The sequence below is a fragment of the Synechococcus sp. LA31 genome, assembly GCF_018502385.1.
GTDB lineage: Bacteria > Cyanobacteriota > Cyanobacteriia > PCC-6307 > Cyanobiaceae > Vulcanococcus.
Genome location: NZ_CP075523.1, coordinates 1,921,885 through 1,936,242, shown reverse-complemented (window position 1 = coordinate 1,936,242; position 14,358 = coordinate 1,921,885). Strand labels below are relative to the sequence as shown.

Genomic DNA, 14,358 nt, shown 5'->3' with positions numbered 1-14,358 from the left:
GGCAACCTTAAGGCCCCTGTTCGGATCACCGATCCGCAGTGGCCTCGGGGTGCCACTTGATGTTGCAGCCGATGGAGGGTTTCTGCTCAGGGCTCACGGGCTTTCCGGCCAGCAGAGCTTCGATGGCTCCGCGCAGATCGCGGCCATCGAGGGGCTGATCGTTGCCGGGGCGGCTGGCATCCAGCTGGCCCCGATACACCAGGTGATGCTGGTGATCAAACAGATAGAGATCGGGCGTGCAGGCGGCATGGAAAGCACGGGCCACCGCTTGGCTGGCATCGAAGAGATAGGGGAAGCTCCATCCGTGATGCCTGGCCTGCTCTTGCAGACCGGCGGGGCCGTCTTGCGGGTGGGTGCGGGTGCTGTTGCTGGAGATCGCCACGATCTGAACGCGGCTGCCGTAATCGCGCTCCAGCCGGGTTAGCTCCGGCTCGATGTGCTTCACGAAGGGGCAGTGGGCGCAGAGAAACAGCACCAGCACCGGCTTAGCGGCTAAGGCGTTAGTGCTCCAGGGTTCGCCGCTCTCGCCGCTGCCCACGGGCCCCTGGGCGCCCCAGATCTGCTCGAGCGTGAAGGCGGGCAGCGCTGTGCCGAGCGGCAGCATCGTGGAGGGGGTCAGCACCATGGCGGCGGCTCTGGCGGAGTTGGGGCAGGATGCGCCGATTGTGTCTCGGCTGGCCTTGCTTCGATCTGCGCTGCATCGCCCTCGCTGCTGGAGTGGCCTTCTGCTCACGGCCGCCCTGGTGGGCTGTGTACCCGCCCATCGCAGCGCCAGCTGGGCGCTCTATCCCCTGCAGCGCAACCAGCCCCACGACGGCCTGGCCGTGGTGAGCCAGCCCGACGGATACGGCCTGCACATCTGGCTGGAAACCGACACCAGCCAGGAGGGTGTCTGCCGGCCGCGCTGGTTGGCGGATCCCGCTCGGCTGTTCAACGGCAACGGCAGCGCTCCCTTCAGCTCTGGCTTGGCCACCCGCGCTGAATTTTTTGAGGCCGTGGCCCGCAAAGACGTGCAGCGGATGCTGAAGAGCGAGCTGGAGGCGTTGTGCAAAGCCCGCGCCCCCAAGGCCCAGTGGCAGTGGAGCGAACCGCCCCGCAAGCCCGCCGATGTGACGGTGCAGACCTTCCCCCTGGTGGAAGAGCACGACCTGCTGCCCTCCCCCTATGAGGTGCGCCAGCAGGAAGAGGAGCTGATGAACGGGGCTCCACCGGCTTCCTGAGCTGCGGCAGCCCTACTGCTGCGGGCTCCAGTCGGCCCACACCTCCCGTTCGGCGCGGCGCCAATAGCGGCTGAAGCGCCCCAGATCCACCCGGTCTTCCAGCGCCACAAAGGGCCGGGGCTCCAGCACCTGCACCGGGAGCTCCTGCTCCAGGGCTGCGCAGATCGCCGCCACCCGTGGGTCGGTGCCAGCGCTGGTCACGATGCCATCGGCGCCATGGAACCGGGCGAAGGCGAGCACCTCGGTGGTCACATCGCCCTTGCGCAGGCTCACCGGCAGCTCCAGCAGGCACTCGTAGAGGAAGCCGATGCGCTTGAGGCTCACCGGTTGCGGCGTGCTCGCGGGATCGCCGGTGGTGGGGCTGCGGCCCGCCAGGAGTTCTGTGTCGAACACAAACACCGCCGGCCGGTCGGGGTAGGCCTGCAGGGCGGGATTGGCGGGGCCGAGGGCCTCGCCGTGAATCCAGAGGATGGGGTGCTGCATCGGGGGCTATGGGCGACGGCTGGGACGGCTCAGGGCGGCGTTGCCACCGGATGGCCGCGGGTTGTTGCGTTGGCGGTTGTTGTTCTCCACCGCGCGCACGCTCGGTATCGGTTTGAACAGCTCGGCCTCCAGCTGCTCGTAGCTGGCCTCGAACGGGCAGCCCTGCTCGCTCAGGGGACAGCGGCGGCAGTAGCTGCCATTGCTGTAGCGCTCGAGGTTGGCGCGATTGAAGAAGTAGGGCTTGTGGCTGAAGCTGCTGGCCACCCACTGCCAGCTGAGGTTGTTGCTGGCGGGGTCGCCATCGAGCAGGTGGCGCAGAAACCATTGGGCACCGGCCTGCCAGCGGATGCGGCGCCAATGCACCAGATAGGCCGCCAGCCACATGCGGGCGTGGTTGTGCAGCCAGCCCGTGCTGTGGAGCTCGGCGATGAAGCCATCCATGCAGGCCAGCCCGGTGCGGCCTTCGGCGGTGTCGGCGGGAAGCTCAGGGCTGTAGGCGCCGGGATGGTGGCCGGTTTTGAGCTCTTCTTGATCGCGCCAGATCTCATTGCCCAGCTGCTGCCAGAGGCGCTGCCAGTAGTCGCGCCAGCCGAGCTCATTGATCAGCTTTTCGCCGTCTGTGCGGGAGCGCAGCTTCGCGAACACGGCATCGCGCACCTCCGCCAGGCTCAGCGCCCCGTGGCGGATGTAGGGCGAGAGGCGCGTAACTGGGCCATCGAGGAAGTTGCGCCCCTTGGCGTACCGCGCCGGCTGGATGCGGCCCAGCAGCTGCTCGGCTTGGCGTCGGCCGCCGCGGATCGAACTGAGGTTGCCCTCGGCTTTTGGGAAGAGGCGTTGCAGCTCGGCCTCAAGCGCCTGGCGGCTCTCGAACTGGCGCGGCAGCTCGCCTGGCTGCTCGGGCCAGCTGAGCGGTGCGCCGCTAAGGGAATCGGTGGCCACGGGGTGGAGCAATCCAGGCGCCGATCCTGCCGCTTGGGGCCGGTGGCCGTGGCTGGGGGAGAATCCCCCGATCGCAAGCGCCCGATCCATGCTCCTCGACCTGCGCGGCAAGAAGGCCCTCGTCACCGGCATCGCTAACAACAAGTCGATCGCCTGGGGCATCGCCCAGCAGCTGCATGCCGCCGGCGCTGAGCTGGGGGTGACCTACCTCCCCGATGAGAAGGGCCGCTTTGAAGGCAAGGTGCGCGACCTCACCGCTCCCCTGGCCCCCACCCTGTTCGAACCCCTCAACGTGCAGGACCCGGCTCAGATCGAAGCCGTGTTCTCCCGGGTGAAGGAGCAGTGGGGCTCCATCGATGTGCTCGTGCATTGCCTGGCCTATGCCGGTAAAGACGAGCTGGTGGGCGATTACTCCAACATTTCCCCGGAAGGCTTTGGCCGCGCGCTCGAGGTGAGCGCCTACTCGTTGGCGCCGCTCTGCCGCTACGCCAAGCCCCTGTTCAACGAGGGCGCCAGCGTGATCACCCTCAGCTACCTGGGGGCTGAGCGTGCCATCCCTAACTACAACGTGATGGGCGTGGCGAAGGCGGCCCTGGAGGCCTCCGTGCGTTATTTGGCCGCTGAGCTGGGTGCCGAGAAGCAGGTGCGCGTGAACGCCATCAGCGCTGGCCCGATCCGCACCCTGGCCAGCTCGGCCATCGGTGGCATCCTCGACATGATCCACAACGTGGAGGCAAAGGCCCCGCTGCACCGCACCGTGACCCAAGACGAAGTGGGCGGTACCGCGGCCTTCCTGGCCAGCCCGCTCTCGAGCGGCATCACCGGCCAGGTGATCTATGTGGATGCCGGCTACTGCATCACCGGCATGTGAGCTCGGGCCTTCAGCCGCGCTGGTGACGGGAGAGGCTGGCGGCCGAGAACAGGAAGCCCTCTTCACGGGCGATGGCCACCACGGCGCTCACATCAGCGGCGGCATCGATGCGCTGCTGGATGGCGGGGTTGGTGTCGGCCTTGGCCAGAAAAGCCATAAGTTGAGCTTTTGACATGGGGTCCGTCGATAAGTTCAGTTGAACCCTAGGTCGCTCCGTGGCCTATCCCCCCGGCATGATCAGGTTTGTCGATCCCATGCCCCCAGAGCGGGATAGCCATGCGCACAGGCGAGATCCACCGCGTCACCGGTGAAACCGATGTGCGCGTCAAGCTGAACCTCGATGGCACAGGCGCCTGCAGCGCCAGCACTGGCGTGCCCTTTCTGGACCACATGCTCCATCAGATCAGCAGCCATGGGCTGATCGACCTGGAGATCAACGCCGTGGGTGATACCCACATCGATGATCACCACACCAATGAAGACGTGGGCATCGCCATCGGCCAGGCCCTGGCCCAGGCCTTGGGCGACCGGCGCGGGATCCACCGCTTCGGCCACTTCTTGGCACCGCTTGATGAAGCGCTGGTGCAGGTGGCGCTCGATTGCAGCGGCCGCCCGCATCTGAGCTTCGGTTTGCAGATCCCCGCCCAGAAGATCGGCAGCTACGACACCGAGCTGGTGAAAGAGTTTTTCGTGGCCGTGGTGAACAACTCCGGCCTCACCCTGCACATTCGCCAGCTCGATGGCGTGAATTCGCACCACATCGTGGAGGCTTGCTTCAAGGCCTTCGCCCGGGCGCTGCGCCTGGCCACTGAGATCGATCCCCGCCGAGCCGGCGCCGTGCCCAGCAGCAAAGGGGTGCTCGAGCGAGCCGGGGCCTGAGAACGAAAGAACTCCCATGCGTTATCGCTTGCTCTGGCTGGTCAGCCTGGTGTTTGTGGTTTGGATGATCTGGGCTGAAACCAGCTTTCAATACTTCGAACACCCGGTTGCCCAAGAACTCAAACTCACGCCTTCCAGCCTTTCGTTGGTCGTCGCTGCTTTTTTGTTGCCGTATGGCTTGATGCAGGTCCCTGTGGGGTGGATCCTGGATCGAGGCGTTGCTGAACGCTGGCTGATTGGGTCGGCTGCCATGGCCGCTGTTCTCACCTCCGCCTTTGGGTTGAGCGGTGATTTTTATGGTCTATTGCTCAGTCGAGCTGGGATGGGCTTGGCCTGTGCTGTGGCCTTCCCCGCTTCCGCGTTGCTGGCCCACCGGGCATTGCCACCGCAACGTTTTGCCTTGGCCATTGGTTTCACCGACAGCCTGCTGGGTGTTGGTGCGTCTCTCGCTGCCTTGATGCCGTTGTTTTTGGCGCCTGATCAATGGCGTTTGCTTGCTTGGTTTCAAAGCGGCGCGTTGATCCTGCTGGTGGTTCTGCCTGCATTCGCGTTGACCCGCCGCATCGAGGTCGCGCCCCGTGCCCTCCCAGTCCCGACGTCGCCCAACGCGCGCTGGAGCGCTTCAGGGCGTCGTCGGGTTCTCCTGGCGGCCTTGATCTATGCCTGGGGCGGGGGTTTGATTTTTGGTTTGGCTCAATACGGCTTGATCTCTGGATTGCAGCAGTGGAGTACGGGCTTGAAGATCTCTGCTTCCTTCTCGCTCTCTCTGGGAATGTCGCTGGGCATGGTTCTTTCGGGCTGGTTCGGTTCGGTGCCAAAGCGCAGGGCGCCCATGCTCCTGAGCGGTGCGGTGGCTGTGAGCCTGGCGTTCTGTGTGTTGGTTCTCGCCCAGGGGCTGGCGCAGGGCGTGGTGATTGCGGTGGCTGCCGTTTTGGGTTTGGGCGTTGGCACTGCTGTTTTGGCTTTCCCGATGGCGGAGGACGCCGCTCCTGCTGGATCAACAGCTCTCGCTGCAGCCTTGGTTAACTCAGTGGGCACGTTGACCGGCGCTTTGATGACAGCGGTGTCGGGTTTGATCTTGCAGTTGTCGCGGCCGGGCGACACAAGCCTGGTGCTCGTTGTGTACGGCCTGCTCTGCTGCGCGGGAATCGTCGTGGCTCTGCTGGCTCAGCGACTCTCGCCAGCGCCGCAAGTCGCTTAACACTCCGTTACGCGATGATCGGGGTCTGCGCCTGCCGCTGCCTTGATGACTACTGCTCCTGCTGCCGCTCCCGCCTACGACCGCGCTGATTGGGCCAGCGCCTTCCGCAATGTGGGCGTGGAGCTCGATGGCGTCGCGCTCACGGTGGCACGCGGCACGATCCCGCCGGAGCTCGAGGGCACCCTCTACCGCAATGGACCCGGCCGGCTGGAGCGCGGTGGCCATTGGGTGCATCACCCCTTTGATGGCGACGGCATGATCACCGCCCTGCGCTTCGCGGGCGGCCAGGCGGAGCTGCGCAACCGTTTCGTGCGCACGGAGGGTTGGCAGGCGGAGGAAGCGGCCGACAAATTCCTCTACCGCGGTGTGTTCGGCACCCAGAAGCCCGGTGGCATCGCCGCCAATGCCTTCGACCTGCGGCTCAAGAACATCGCCAACACCCATGTGGTGCGCCTCGGTGATCAGCTCCTGGCGCTGTGGGAGGCGGCTGAGCCCCACGCCCTCGATCCCCACACCTTGGAAACCCGCGGCCTCAGCCGCCTCGATGGCTTGCTGAAAAAGGGCGAGGCCTTCAGCGCCCACCCTCGCTTTGATCCCGGCCATCACGGCGCGCCCCGCATGGTGACCTTCGGCGTGAAGGCGGGCCCGCGCAGCACGATCAGGCTGATGGAGTTCTCCAGCGCGGGTGAACTGCTGGCCGACAGCAAGCACAGCTTCAAGGGCTTTGCCTTCCTGCACGACTTCGCCATCACCCCCAACTGGGCGGTGTTCCTGCAGAACGCCGTGGCCTTCAACCCCACCGGCTTCGTGCTCGGCCAGAAGGGTGCAGCGCAGTGCCTGAGCTCCAAGCCGGGAGAGCAGGGTCAGTTCTGGTTGATCCCCCGCAGTTCAGGCAGCGCCGCTGGCCGTGAGCCGCTGCAGATCGCCGCGCCGGAAGGCTTTGTGTTCCACCACCTCAATGCTTTTGAGGAGGGCGATGAACTGGTGGTGGATTCGATCTATTACGCCGATTTCCCCTCGATCGGGCCCGATGTGGATTTCCGCCAGGTGGATTTCGAGAGCATCCCCGAAGGTCAGCTGGTGCGCTGCCGCATCAACCTCATCGATGGCAGCGTGACCAGCGAGCTGCTCGAGGGTCGCACCTGCGAATTTGCGATGGTGAACCCCGCTCGGCAGGGCTTGGATGCTCACGTGAGCTGGATGGCTGTGGCCGAGCGCGAGCGGGGTAACGATCCTCTGCAGGCGATCAAGAAGCTCGATCTCCGCAGCGGGGAAGGCCGGGTGTGGAGCGCTGCACCGCGCGGGTTTGTGAGTGAGCCGGTGATGGTGCCCCGCCCTGGTGCCACGGCGGAAGACGACGGGTGGGTGCTCTGCCTGGTGTGGAACGGCGCCCGCTGCGGCAGCGATCTGGTGATTCTCGATGCAGCGTCGATGGCGGAGGCGGCCGTGCTGGAACTGCCCCTGGCGGTGCCCCACGGCCTGCATGGCAGCTGGGCGCCTGCAGCGGCTTGATGCCCTGGTTCTTGAAGCAGGAAACCTTCCTGCGTTCCTATGCGGAGATGAGGCCCCACCTGCAGGCGCATCGCGCCTGGGTGGAGCAGTTGCGTGAGGCTGGCACCGTGCTCAGCAGCGGCTATTTGGTGGACGGGGCTGGGCAGCCTGGTGGGGGCGGCCTGCTGCTGCTGCAATCTGCCGACTACGCCGAGGCGGAAGCCTTGGTGCTGCAAGACCCGATGGTGCGCAGCGGCGGCGTGGAATGGCGACTGCAGGAATGGCGGCCGTCAGTCGGTGATCTGGGCGTGGGCTGAAGGCTTGTTGGGGCTTGTTCAGTTGCATCTGGTTGTAGATCGCTGCAAAACCAGTTGCACGGCTCATCAGGGCTGCCCTTAGACACAAGGGAGATGCCCAGACACCCGTGGTTTCGCTCCGGTTCGCTGCTGTTGCTCTGAGTGCCCTGCCGCTGGCGGTGCCGGTTCAGGCTCAGCCGCTCAGCTGCAACGGCACCCTGCTCCAACTGCAGGTGCAGGAGCAGGGCAGTGCCGCCTTCGATCGCTTCAGCTTCAACCTGGGCCTTGAGGCCGAAGCCCCCACCAAGGCCGCGGCGCTCGATCAGCTGAATGCCCGACTGTCGGCAGTGCGCAAGGCGGTGACGCCCCTGGCCAGCGGCAAGCTCACGGTTCCGGCACCATCCACCTATCGCAGCGGCGCCGGCAGCGCAGGGCCCCTGCGTGAGCGGGCCACCACCACGGTGTCGGGCACGGTGAGCAAGGCGAATTACAACGCCTTGATTCAGGCAGCTGGCCGGTTGCCCGGCGTGAACCTGCGCGGCTTCACGGCGGAAGCGGCCAGTGGCAGTGCGGCCCAGCTGCGCACGCGGTTGCTGCGGGAGGCGTTGGCGGAGGGGCAGCGGCAGGCGCAGGCCACGGCTGATGCGCTGGGTCTGCGGCGGGTGCAGCTCCTACGCATCGACCAACGCGGCGGCAGTTCGATTCGTCCGATGCCCTACGCGATGGCAGCGCGCACTAGCTTCAATCCCGATGAGGCTCGGGCTCCTCAGAGCAGCGTGAGCCTGGGGTTGGACTACTGCCTGCAATGAATAGGGGCTAGCCAGTGCCTCGAGCGTTCGCAAGAGCAGCCGTTGGCAGTGGGCGCAACCGCTGCGCGGCCCCTTGAAGAGCTGCTGGAAATGCCAGGCCGAATCCACCTAGCCTGAAGCCATGCCTGTTTCAGCAGCCCATCGGCGCCACTGGCAGCAGCGGCTTGAAGCGGACGCTGTCGCGATCCGTGAGCGGCGCCATTGGGCAGAACGGCAGGCCCAATGGTCTGCCGATGCTTTGCGTGCCAAGTGGCCTCAGATCCATGCTGTGTGGCTGTTTGGTTCTGCTCTAGAGCCGGGCTTCACCTTGCAGTCCGATCTCGATCTCTGCGTTGAAGGGCTGCCCAGCGACGCGCTCCTGGACGCCATGGCTTTGCTGGATCACGTGGAGCTGCCAGGTTCACCACAGGCGCAGAGACTTCCTGTGGATCTGGTGCGGCTGGAGTCGCTACCGCCCCACTGGCAGCAGCGCATGCGGGAACGTTCTCGGCTTCTGGCGTGATGGCGTCGTTGCCCTCCGATCGTCGCCTTGCTGATCTCTGCCTTGATCTGCAGGTGGAGCGTTCCAAGCTCAGTGCGCTGGTGTTGAGCCTGGCCAATCTGCAGCGTGACTGGGACGTTGCAGAAGCCGCCGAGGAGCGCTCTGATGCTGCGGCCCTGCGGCTGCAGAGCCTCTACACCGGGATTGAGCGCTGTTTTGTGCAGATTGTGCGCGTGCTCAATGGTGCTCCTCCGGATGGAGCGGATTGGCATCGGCGCCTTCTCGAGCGGATGGGGGTGTCCACGGAGCTACGGCCAGCCCTGTTGGATGCCTCAACCGTGGCGGGGCTGGCGGAATTGATGCGTTTTCGGCATGTGGTGAGGCACCTCTATGCCTACGAGCTGGAGCGGGATCAGGTGTTGCGTTTGCTGCAGCGTGCTCTGGAGCTTTGGCCGGTGGTGGATTCGCAGCTGGTTTCGTTTGAGGCTTGGCTCACGGAGCTGTCGAGCTGAGTAGCTCTGATAGCCGCGGTTTCAACGCGGCAAAGGCCCGGCCCCGATGTCCGAGCCCAGCCTTCTGGCTGTGGGGCATCTCGGCAAAGGTGAGACCAGCTTCCGGCACGAAGAACACCGGGTCGTAGCCGAAGCCGCCTTCGCCGCGGGGCGATTTCAGGATCGTGCCGGGACAGATGCCTTCCACTTCCAACACCACCTCTCCATCCGGGTTGGCCAGGGCTAGGGCAGCGGTGAATTGAGCACTGCGGGCGACCGTCGTCGCCGCTCCTGCAGTGGCTAGCTCCTGCAGCAACCGTTCGATCCGGGCTGTGTCGGTGTCGGCGTAGCGCGCTGAATGCACGCCGGGGGCGCCGCCGAGGGCATCCACGCTCAGGCCGGAGTCGTCGGCCAGGGCCCAGCAGCCGGTGGCGCGAGCCACGGCTTCGGCTTTGATCCGTGCGTTCTCGGCAAAGGTGCTGCCGGTTTCCTCCACGTCTAGACCTTCGGGCTGCTGCTGGATGTGGAGCCCCAGATCGGCCAGAAGCTTGCTGAATTCGCGCACCTTGCCGGCGTTGCCGCTGGCGATCACGAGGGTGGTCATCAGATCCCCTCCGCTAGCTGGCGGGCCCAGGCGAGCACTTCGGCCACGCGGGCGTCGCTGGGAGCCTCGCAATAGAGGCGCAGCAAGGGTTCAGTGCCCGAGAAACGCAGCATCAGCCAATGGCTGGGGCCGAGGCGCAGCTTCACGCCATCGGTGCTGATCACCTCCTGCACCGCTGCACCCGCCACCTCCTGGGGCGGCGTGGCGGCCAGGAACTGCTCCAGCCGTTGGCGGGTGGCCATGTCGCGCAGGCGCAGATCAAGGCGGTCGTAGGAAGCGGCGCCACCGCAGCGCTGCTGCAGTTCGCTCACCCGCTCGCCCAGGGGCTTGCCACCTTCCACCAGGGCCTCGATCAGCAGCAGCGCCGCGTAGAGCGCATCACGCTCGGGCAGGTGGCCGCCGAAACCCACCCCGCCGGATTCCTCGCCGCCCACCAGCACCTCGCTGGCCAGCATCTCGGCGGCGATGTACTTGAAGCCCACGGCCTTTTCGATCACCGGGCGGTCCAGTCCTTCGGCCACCAGCTGCATCAGATCGGAGCCGCTCACGGTTTTGATCACGCTGCCCGGTAGCCCCTTGGCGCGGGCCAGGTGATCAATGAACAGCGGCATCAGCAGCTGGGTGCTGCAGAAGCGGCCGTGCTCATCCACCGCGGCGATGCGATCGCCATCGCCATCGAACACGATCCCCACGGCTGGCCGGCCTGCGAGGGTGGAAGCGCGCACCTCAGCGATCAGCTCTTTTAGGTAAGGAGCCAAGGGTTCGGGCGGATTGCCGCCGAACAGCGGATCGCGGTTGGAGCGGATCTCACGCAGGTGGTCGCTGGTGGCAGCGCCCTCCAGCAGGCGGCTGAGGCCACCGGCGGCCGAACCGTGCATGGGATCCACGATCACCTGCAGGTTGAGGCTTTGCAGCCCTTCACTCAGAGCAGCTGTGTTCACCTTGGCTTTGAGGCCCGCCAGGTAGGTACCCATGGCGTTAAAGCGCAGCGTTTCGCCGGGGATCGGCACGGTGATGCCGCCAGCTTCAAGGCGCCGCTCCACCCGCTGGGTGAACTCCCCTTCAACTGAGCCGCCGAAGGGGCCCTTGATCTTCAGGCCGAGCCATTCGGGCGGGTTGTGGCTGGCGGTGATCACCAGTGCCCCCAGGGCCTGGCGTTCCACCACGGCCCAGCTGGCGGCTGGTGTGGGGATCGCTGCTTCGGCCAGTACAGGCACCAGATCGGCGCCTCGCACAGCACTGCAGATGGCTTCAGCCAGCTCGGGCGCCAGAAACCGGCGGTCGTAGCCGATCACGATTTCGCGGCTGTTCAACCCTTCCGGTGCTGAAAATTCCAGCTCGCGGGCGGCGGCGGCGGCCACCGGCAGCAGCCGTTCCACGGTGATGTCGACCCCGAGGATGCCGCGCCAGCCGTCGGTGCCGAAGGCGATCGGGCTGGCCTCCAGGGGCAGGGGCGCGGACGCAGCCATCGGGGCAGAGGCACAGGGCTATACCACTGGTGCTAGCAGCCGGCTTGCCCCCTTGCGGGCGTGCAGGTGCCGGCAGGCCAGACGGCCACCTAGCGTGAGCACCGTGTCGAGCCAGATCCCGCTCAACGACCGGCTGTTGCGCAGCTGGCTGCGCTGCAAGCGCCGCGCTTGGTTGGATCGATTTGGCGACCCCGATCAACGGCTGTGGACGGCTCACCGCGAGTTGCAGCTCGATGAGCAGCGCCGCAGTTTCTCCACGCTCTTTCCCAGCAAGCCTGAACACGGTGAGGTGGCTGCTGCTGCGGGTGCTCCAGCGGTGGTGGGGCTGCGGTTGCGGGGGCAGGTGGCGGCCATGCTTGTGGAAGCCCACCCGCCTCTGCTGCAACGGGTGAAGGGCTCCAGCCGTTGGGGTGAACACGCCTACCGGCCGGTGATGTTTCGCCAGGGGCGCCGCACCACCCGTGAGCATCGGGTGGTGCTGGCGCTGTGGGGCCGCTTGCTGGGGGCAGAGCAGCAGGCGCCTGTGGCCAATGGCCTGGTGCTGGCCGGCGCTGGGCGGGGTCTCGAGAAAGAAACGCTCAACCTCGCCGGCAGCCTTCCCCGCCAGCTCGAGGAGGCCCTGGAGCGCCTGGCGGGCGATTTGGCACGCTCCAGCCCGCCGCCGTTGGTGGCCGACCGTAAGAAATGTGTGCTCTGCAGCTGGCGCGGTGCCTGTGATCAGGTGGCTGCCGCTGAGGGGCACCTCAGCGAAGTGAGCGGCATCGGTGCCAAGCGGCGCGACATGCTCCTGGACCTCGGCATCAACCGGCTGGAGCACCTCGCTGCAGCTGCGCCGGTGCAGCTGGCCGAGGCACTGCTGGTGCATGGCGAGCAGCACGCCGAGATGGCTGAGCAGCTGGTGACCCAGGCGCTGGTGCAACGCGATGGTGTGCCGTTGCGGCGGGATCCAGGCGCAGCCCTGCCGGAGTTGGCCTCAGCGCCAGGCGTCCTGATCTACGACATCGAATCTGACCCCGACGCCCGCGACGATTTCCTGCATGGCTTTGTGCGGCTGCCACGAGATGGGGATGGCGGCTGGCCCAGCGTGGCTGAAGCCGCCGCGGCTCCGTATCACCCCTTGCTGGCGCTACAGGAGCACGGGGAAGCACGGCTGTGGCAGCGGCTGCAGCGCCTGCTGGCGGCCTACCCCGATTGGCCGGTGTTGCACTACGGCGAAACCGAACTTCTGGCGCTGGTGCGCCTGGCCCAGCGCCAGGGCGCCAAAGAGCGCCAGATCGCTGCGCTGCGCAGCCGGATGATCGATGTACACCTGCGTCTGCGGCGCTATTGGTGGATGCCCACCAACAGTTATGGCCTCAAGGCCACCGCCAGCTGGCTGGGGTTCCGTTGGCGCCAGCAGGGGGTGGATGGAGCACGGGCGCTGCTGTGGTGGCGGCGCTGGCGCCTCGGCGGTGACGGCCCCGAGGGCCGCGGCTCCCGCCAAAACCTGCGGCGCATTTTTTGCTACAACCACGATGACGCCTTGGCCACCTGGGCGGTGGCCCGCTGTTTGCTGGAGCAAGACGAGCCTGTTGAGCTTTGAAGTTCAGCTCTGACCGCCGGCGCCCACCGGTGGTGCCACAAACCCGGCCGGGACGCTGATCTCAAGGGTGATCGCTGTGGAGCCCTGCCCATCGCCGCTGCTGGTGAGCAGCTGAGCTTGTTCCAGGGCGCCGCGCCGCACCAAGGCCAGCCCCTCCAGGCCCTCAGGCCCCACCAACGCTGATGTGATCACGCCGGCCCGCTCGCCTCCCGCTGCGGTGAGGGTGGTTCCGGGGGTGATGGCGCCGGTGTGGCTGCAGCGCCAGTAGCGCAACTGCTGTTTCACACCGTCGTAGGTGGCGAGTTTGGCCAGGGTTTCCTGGCCTACATAGCAGCCTTTGTTGAGGCTCACCCACGGCGCCAGTCCCAGCTCGAATGGGTTGGTGCTGTCGTTGAGTTCGCCTGGTGCAGCCGGGAAACCCTGGCGGATGCGCTGGCGTTCAGCGGCCTCAGGATCGAATTCCGGCAGTGCCTCCAGCCAGGCAGGGAGAGCCTCGCCGTGGGTTTGCAGCCAGGCGGGTTGGTTGGCGCCGGCGCCAAGGTTGACCCCCGGTGCCATCAGGTTGGCGTGGCTGCCGTCTGGCGCTGCAGCCCCCATCCATCGCACCAGCGTGGCGGCTTCCACCGCACCAAGCTTGACGCGGTCTGCCGGGAAGAGCACCCGATCAAGGGCCTGATGTACCGCCGGGCCATCGCCGGCCAGCACCAGCAGATCGGTGCCGCTGTCGTCGACGCGCACCAGTGCCAGGGCGCGCATGCGGCCGGTGGGGCTGATCAAACAGGTGGGCAGGCAGGCACCGCTTGCGGCCAGCTCAATCGCCTGGCTGCTCTGGCCGTGCAGAAAGCGGCGCGCATCGGCCCCCTCCAGCCGCATGCGGTGGATGGGGGTGCTCCAGCGGGCTGAGGCTGCGCTGCTCATGAGCGGGCCGCGGCAGAGACGGCGGCCACCTCTTCCAGCAGGAACAAACTTTGCAGCTCCAGGCCCGCGGCGGTCATCGCCTCGAGGCCCCCTTCCTGCCGATCCACGATCGTCACCACCCGCTTCACCGTGTAGCCCGCTTCCCGCAGCTGGTTCACGGCCTTGAGCGAAGAGCCGCCGGTGGTCACCACGTCTTCCAGCACGGTGATGCAGCTGCCGGGCTCCGGTAATGGGCCCTCCAGCCAGGCGCCGGTGCCATGGCCCTTGGCCTCTTTGCGCACGATCAGCGCATCGAGGGCACGGCCGCTCAGGGCGGCGGCCACCGCCACGCCGCTCACCAGGGGGTCGGCGCCAAGGGTGAGGCCGGCTACGGCTACGGCGTCTGGCTCCACCAGCTCCAGCATCTGAGCCGAGAGCAGCGCCAGGCCCTGGCCGCTCAGGCTCACTGGTTTGCAGTTCACGTAGTGGTTGCTGGTGCGGCCCGAGGCGAGGGTGAAGCTGCCGTGCCGGTAGGCCCGCTCTGCCAACAGCCGCAGCAGCAGCTGGCGTTGATCAGCGCTGGCCTGGGGGAGGGTTAGCAGCTGGGTCATGCCTCTGGCGTTAGGCGGTTGAGCTGTCTAGTTT

18 protein-coding genes are annotated in these 14,358 nt (G+C 66.5%); 10 read left to right on the top strand and 8 right to left on the bottom strand.

What is annotated here, in order from left to right:
- Nucleotides 1-25: 25 nt before the first annotated feature.
- On the bottom strand, nt 26-625 hold the full coding sequence (locus tag KJJ24_RS10590; RefSeq protein WP_214338585.1) for a thioredoxin family protein: 600 nt from the start codon (nt 623-625) through the stop codon (nt 26-28).
- Here KJJ24_RS10590 and KJJ24_RS10585 point away from each other — a divergent pair.
- Nucleotides 624-1,220 (top strand): hypothetical protein, encoded by a 597-nt coding sequence (locus KJJ24_RS10585; protein WP_214338584.1) that lies wholly within the window; start codon nt 624-626, stop codon nt 1,218-1,220. The genes KJJ24_RS10590 and KJJ24_RS10585 overlap by 2 nt on opposite strands.
- A gap of 12 nt (nt 1,221-1,232) precedes the next feature.
- Here the strand turns inward: KJJ24_RS10585 and KJJ24_RS10580 are convergent, their stop codons facing one another.
- Both KJJ24_RS10580 and KJJ24_RS10575 read right to left on the bottom strand, forming a co-directional pair.
- Nucleotides 1,233-1,703, bottom strand: a complete 471-nt coding sequence (locus KJJ24_RS10580; RefSeq protein WP_214338583.1) for a deoxyribodipyrimidine photo-lyase — start codon at nt 1,701-1,703, stop codon at nt 1,233-1,235.
- A 6-nt stretch (nt 1,704-1,709) separates the two neighbouring features.
- Nucleotides 1,710-2,732: an FAD-binding domain-containing protein gene (locus tag KJJ24_RS10575; RefSeq protein WP_250544639.1), complete on the bottom strand. Its 1,023-nt coding sequence runs from the start codon at nt 2,730-2,732 to the stop codon at nt 1,710-1,712.
- Between KJJ24_RS10575 and fabI the strand changes: the two genes are divergently transcribed.
- Nucleotides 2,731-3,513 (top strand): enoyl-ACP reductase FabI, encoded by a 783-nt coding sequence (fabI, locus tag KJJ24_RS10570; protein WP_214338581.1) that lies wholly within the window; start codon nt 2,731-2,733, stop codon nt 3,511-3,513. The genes KJJ24_RS10575 and fabI overlap by 2 nt on opposite strands.
- Before the next feature lie 10 nt (nt 3,514-3,523).
- Here fabI and KJJ24_RS10565 read toward each other — a convergent pair whose 3' ends face one another.
- Nucleotides 3,524-3,688, bottom strand: coding sequence for a Nif11-like leader peptide family RiPP precursor (locus KJJ24_RS10565; protein ID WP_214338580.1), 165 nt, complete (start codon nt 3,686-3,688; stop codon nt 3,524-3,526).
- Between the two features lie 101 nt (nt 3,689-3,789).
- On the opposite strand from KJJ24_RS10565, the gene hisB reads away from it, so the two are divergent.
- The 7 genes from hisB (at nt 3,790) to KJJ24_RS10530 (ending at nt 9,182) form a co-directional block, all read left to right on the top strand.
- Nucleotides 3,790-4,392: an imidazoleglycerol-phosphate dehydratase HisB gene (gene hisB, locus KJJ24_RS10560; RefSeq protein WP_214338579.1), complete on the top strand. Its 603-nt coding sequence runs from the start codon at nt 3,790-3,792 to the stop codon at nt 4,390-4,392.
- Nucleotides 4,393-4,408: 16 nt separating this feature from the next.
- Nucleotides 4,409-5,593 (top strand): MFS transporter, encoded by a 1,185-nt coding sequence (locus KJJ24_RS10555; RefSeq protein WP_214338578.1) that lies wholly within the window; start codon nt 4,409-4,411, stop codon nt 5,591-5,593.
- A gap of 45 nt (nt 5,594-5,638) precedes the next feature.
- Nucleotides 5,639-7,105: a carotenoid oxygenase family protein gene (locus KJJ24_RS10550; protein WP_214338577.1), complete on the top strand. Its 1,467-nt coding sequence runs from the start codon at nt 5,639-5,641 to the stop codon at nt 7,103-7,105.
- Nucleotides 7,105-7,401: a YciI family protein gene (locus KJJ24_RS10545; protein WP_214338576.1), complete on the top strand. Its 297-nt coding sequence runs from the start codon at nt 7,105-7,107 to the stop codon at nt 7,399-7,401. Before KJJ24_RS10550 ends, KJJ24_RS10545 begins: the two co-directional genes overlap by 1 nt.
- A 107-nt stretch (nt 7,402-7,508) precedes the next feature.
- Nucleotides 7,509-8,189, top strand: a complete 681-nt coding sequence (locus tag KJJ24_RS10540; RefSeq protein ID WP_214338574.1) for an SIMPL domain-containing protein — start codon at nt 7,509-7,511, stop codon at nt 8,187-8,189.
- A gap of 121 nt (nt 8,190-8,310) precedes the next feature.
- Nucleotides 8,311-8,691 carry a nucleotidyltransferase domain-containing protein gene (locus KJJ24_RS10535; RefSeq protein ID WP_214338572.1) on the top strand — a complete coding sequence of 127 codons (381 nt, stop codon included), beginning with the start codon at nt 8,311-8,313 and terminating at the stop codon, nt 8,689-8,691.
- Entirely contained in the window at nt 8,691-9,182 is a 492-nt protein-coding gene (locus KJJ24_RS10530) for a hypothetical protein (protein ID WP_214338571.1), read from the top strand. Before KJJ24_RS10535 ends, KJJ24_RS10530 begins: the two co-directional genes overlap by 1 nt.
- On the opposite strand, the gene rdgB is transcribed toward KJJ24_RS10530, so the two are convergent.
- Nucleotides 9,163-9,765: an RdgB/HAM1 family non-canonical purine NTP pyrophosphatase gene (gene rdgB, locus KJJ24_RS10525; RefSeq protein WP_214338569.1), complete on the bottom strand. Its 603-nt coding sequence runs from the start codon at nt 9,763-9,765 to the stop codon at nt 9,163-9,165. The genes KJJ24_RS10530 and rdgB overlap by 20 nt on opposite strands.
- The gene (locus KJJ24_RS10520; RefSeq protein WP_214338568.1) at nt 9,765-11,234 is read right to left on the bottom strand and encodes a phosphoglucomutase/phosphomannomutase family protein; all 1,470 of its coding nucleotides are present in this window, start codon (nt 11,232-11,234) and stop codon (nt 9,765-9,767) included. The genes rdgB and KJJ24_RS10520 overlap by 1 nt, the downstream gene beginning before the upstream one ends.
- 103 nt (nt 11,235-11,337) lie before the next feature.
- Here KJJ24_RS10520 and KJJ24_RS10515 point away from each other — a divergent pair, with 103 nt between their 5' ends.
- The gene (locus KJJ24_RS10515) at nt 11,338-12,816 is read left to right on the top strand and encodes a TM0106 family RecB-like putative nuclease (RefSeq protein WP_214338567.1); all 1,479 of its coding nucleotides are present in this window, start codon (nt 11,338-11,340) and stop codon (nt 12,814-12,816) included.
- Between the two features lie 3 nt (nt 12,817-12,819).
- On the opposite strand, the gene KJJ24_RS10510 is transcribed toward KJJ24_RS10515, so the two are convergent.
- Nucleotides 12,820-13,734, bottom strand: coding sequence for a folate-binding protein YgfZ (locus tag KJJ24_RS10510; RefSeq protein ID WP_214338566.1), 915 nt, complete (start codon nt 13,732-13,734; stop codon nt 12,820-12,822).
- Entirely contained in the window at nt 13,731-14,324 is a 594-nt protein-coding gene (gene pyrE / locus KJJ24_RS10505; protein ID WP_214338565.1) for an orotate phosphoribosyltransferase, read from the bottom strand. Before pyrE ends, KJJ24_RS10510 begins: the two co-directional genes overlap by 4 nt.
- Nucleotides 14,325-14,358 lie beyond the last annotated feature (34 nt).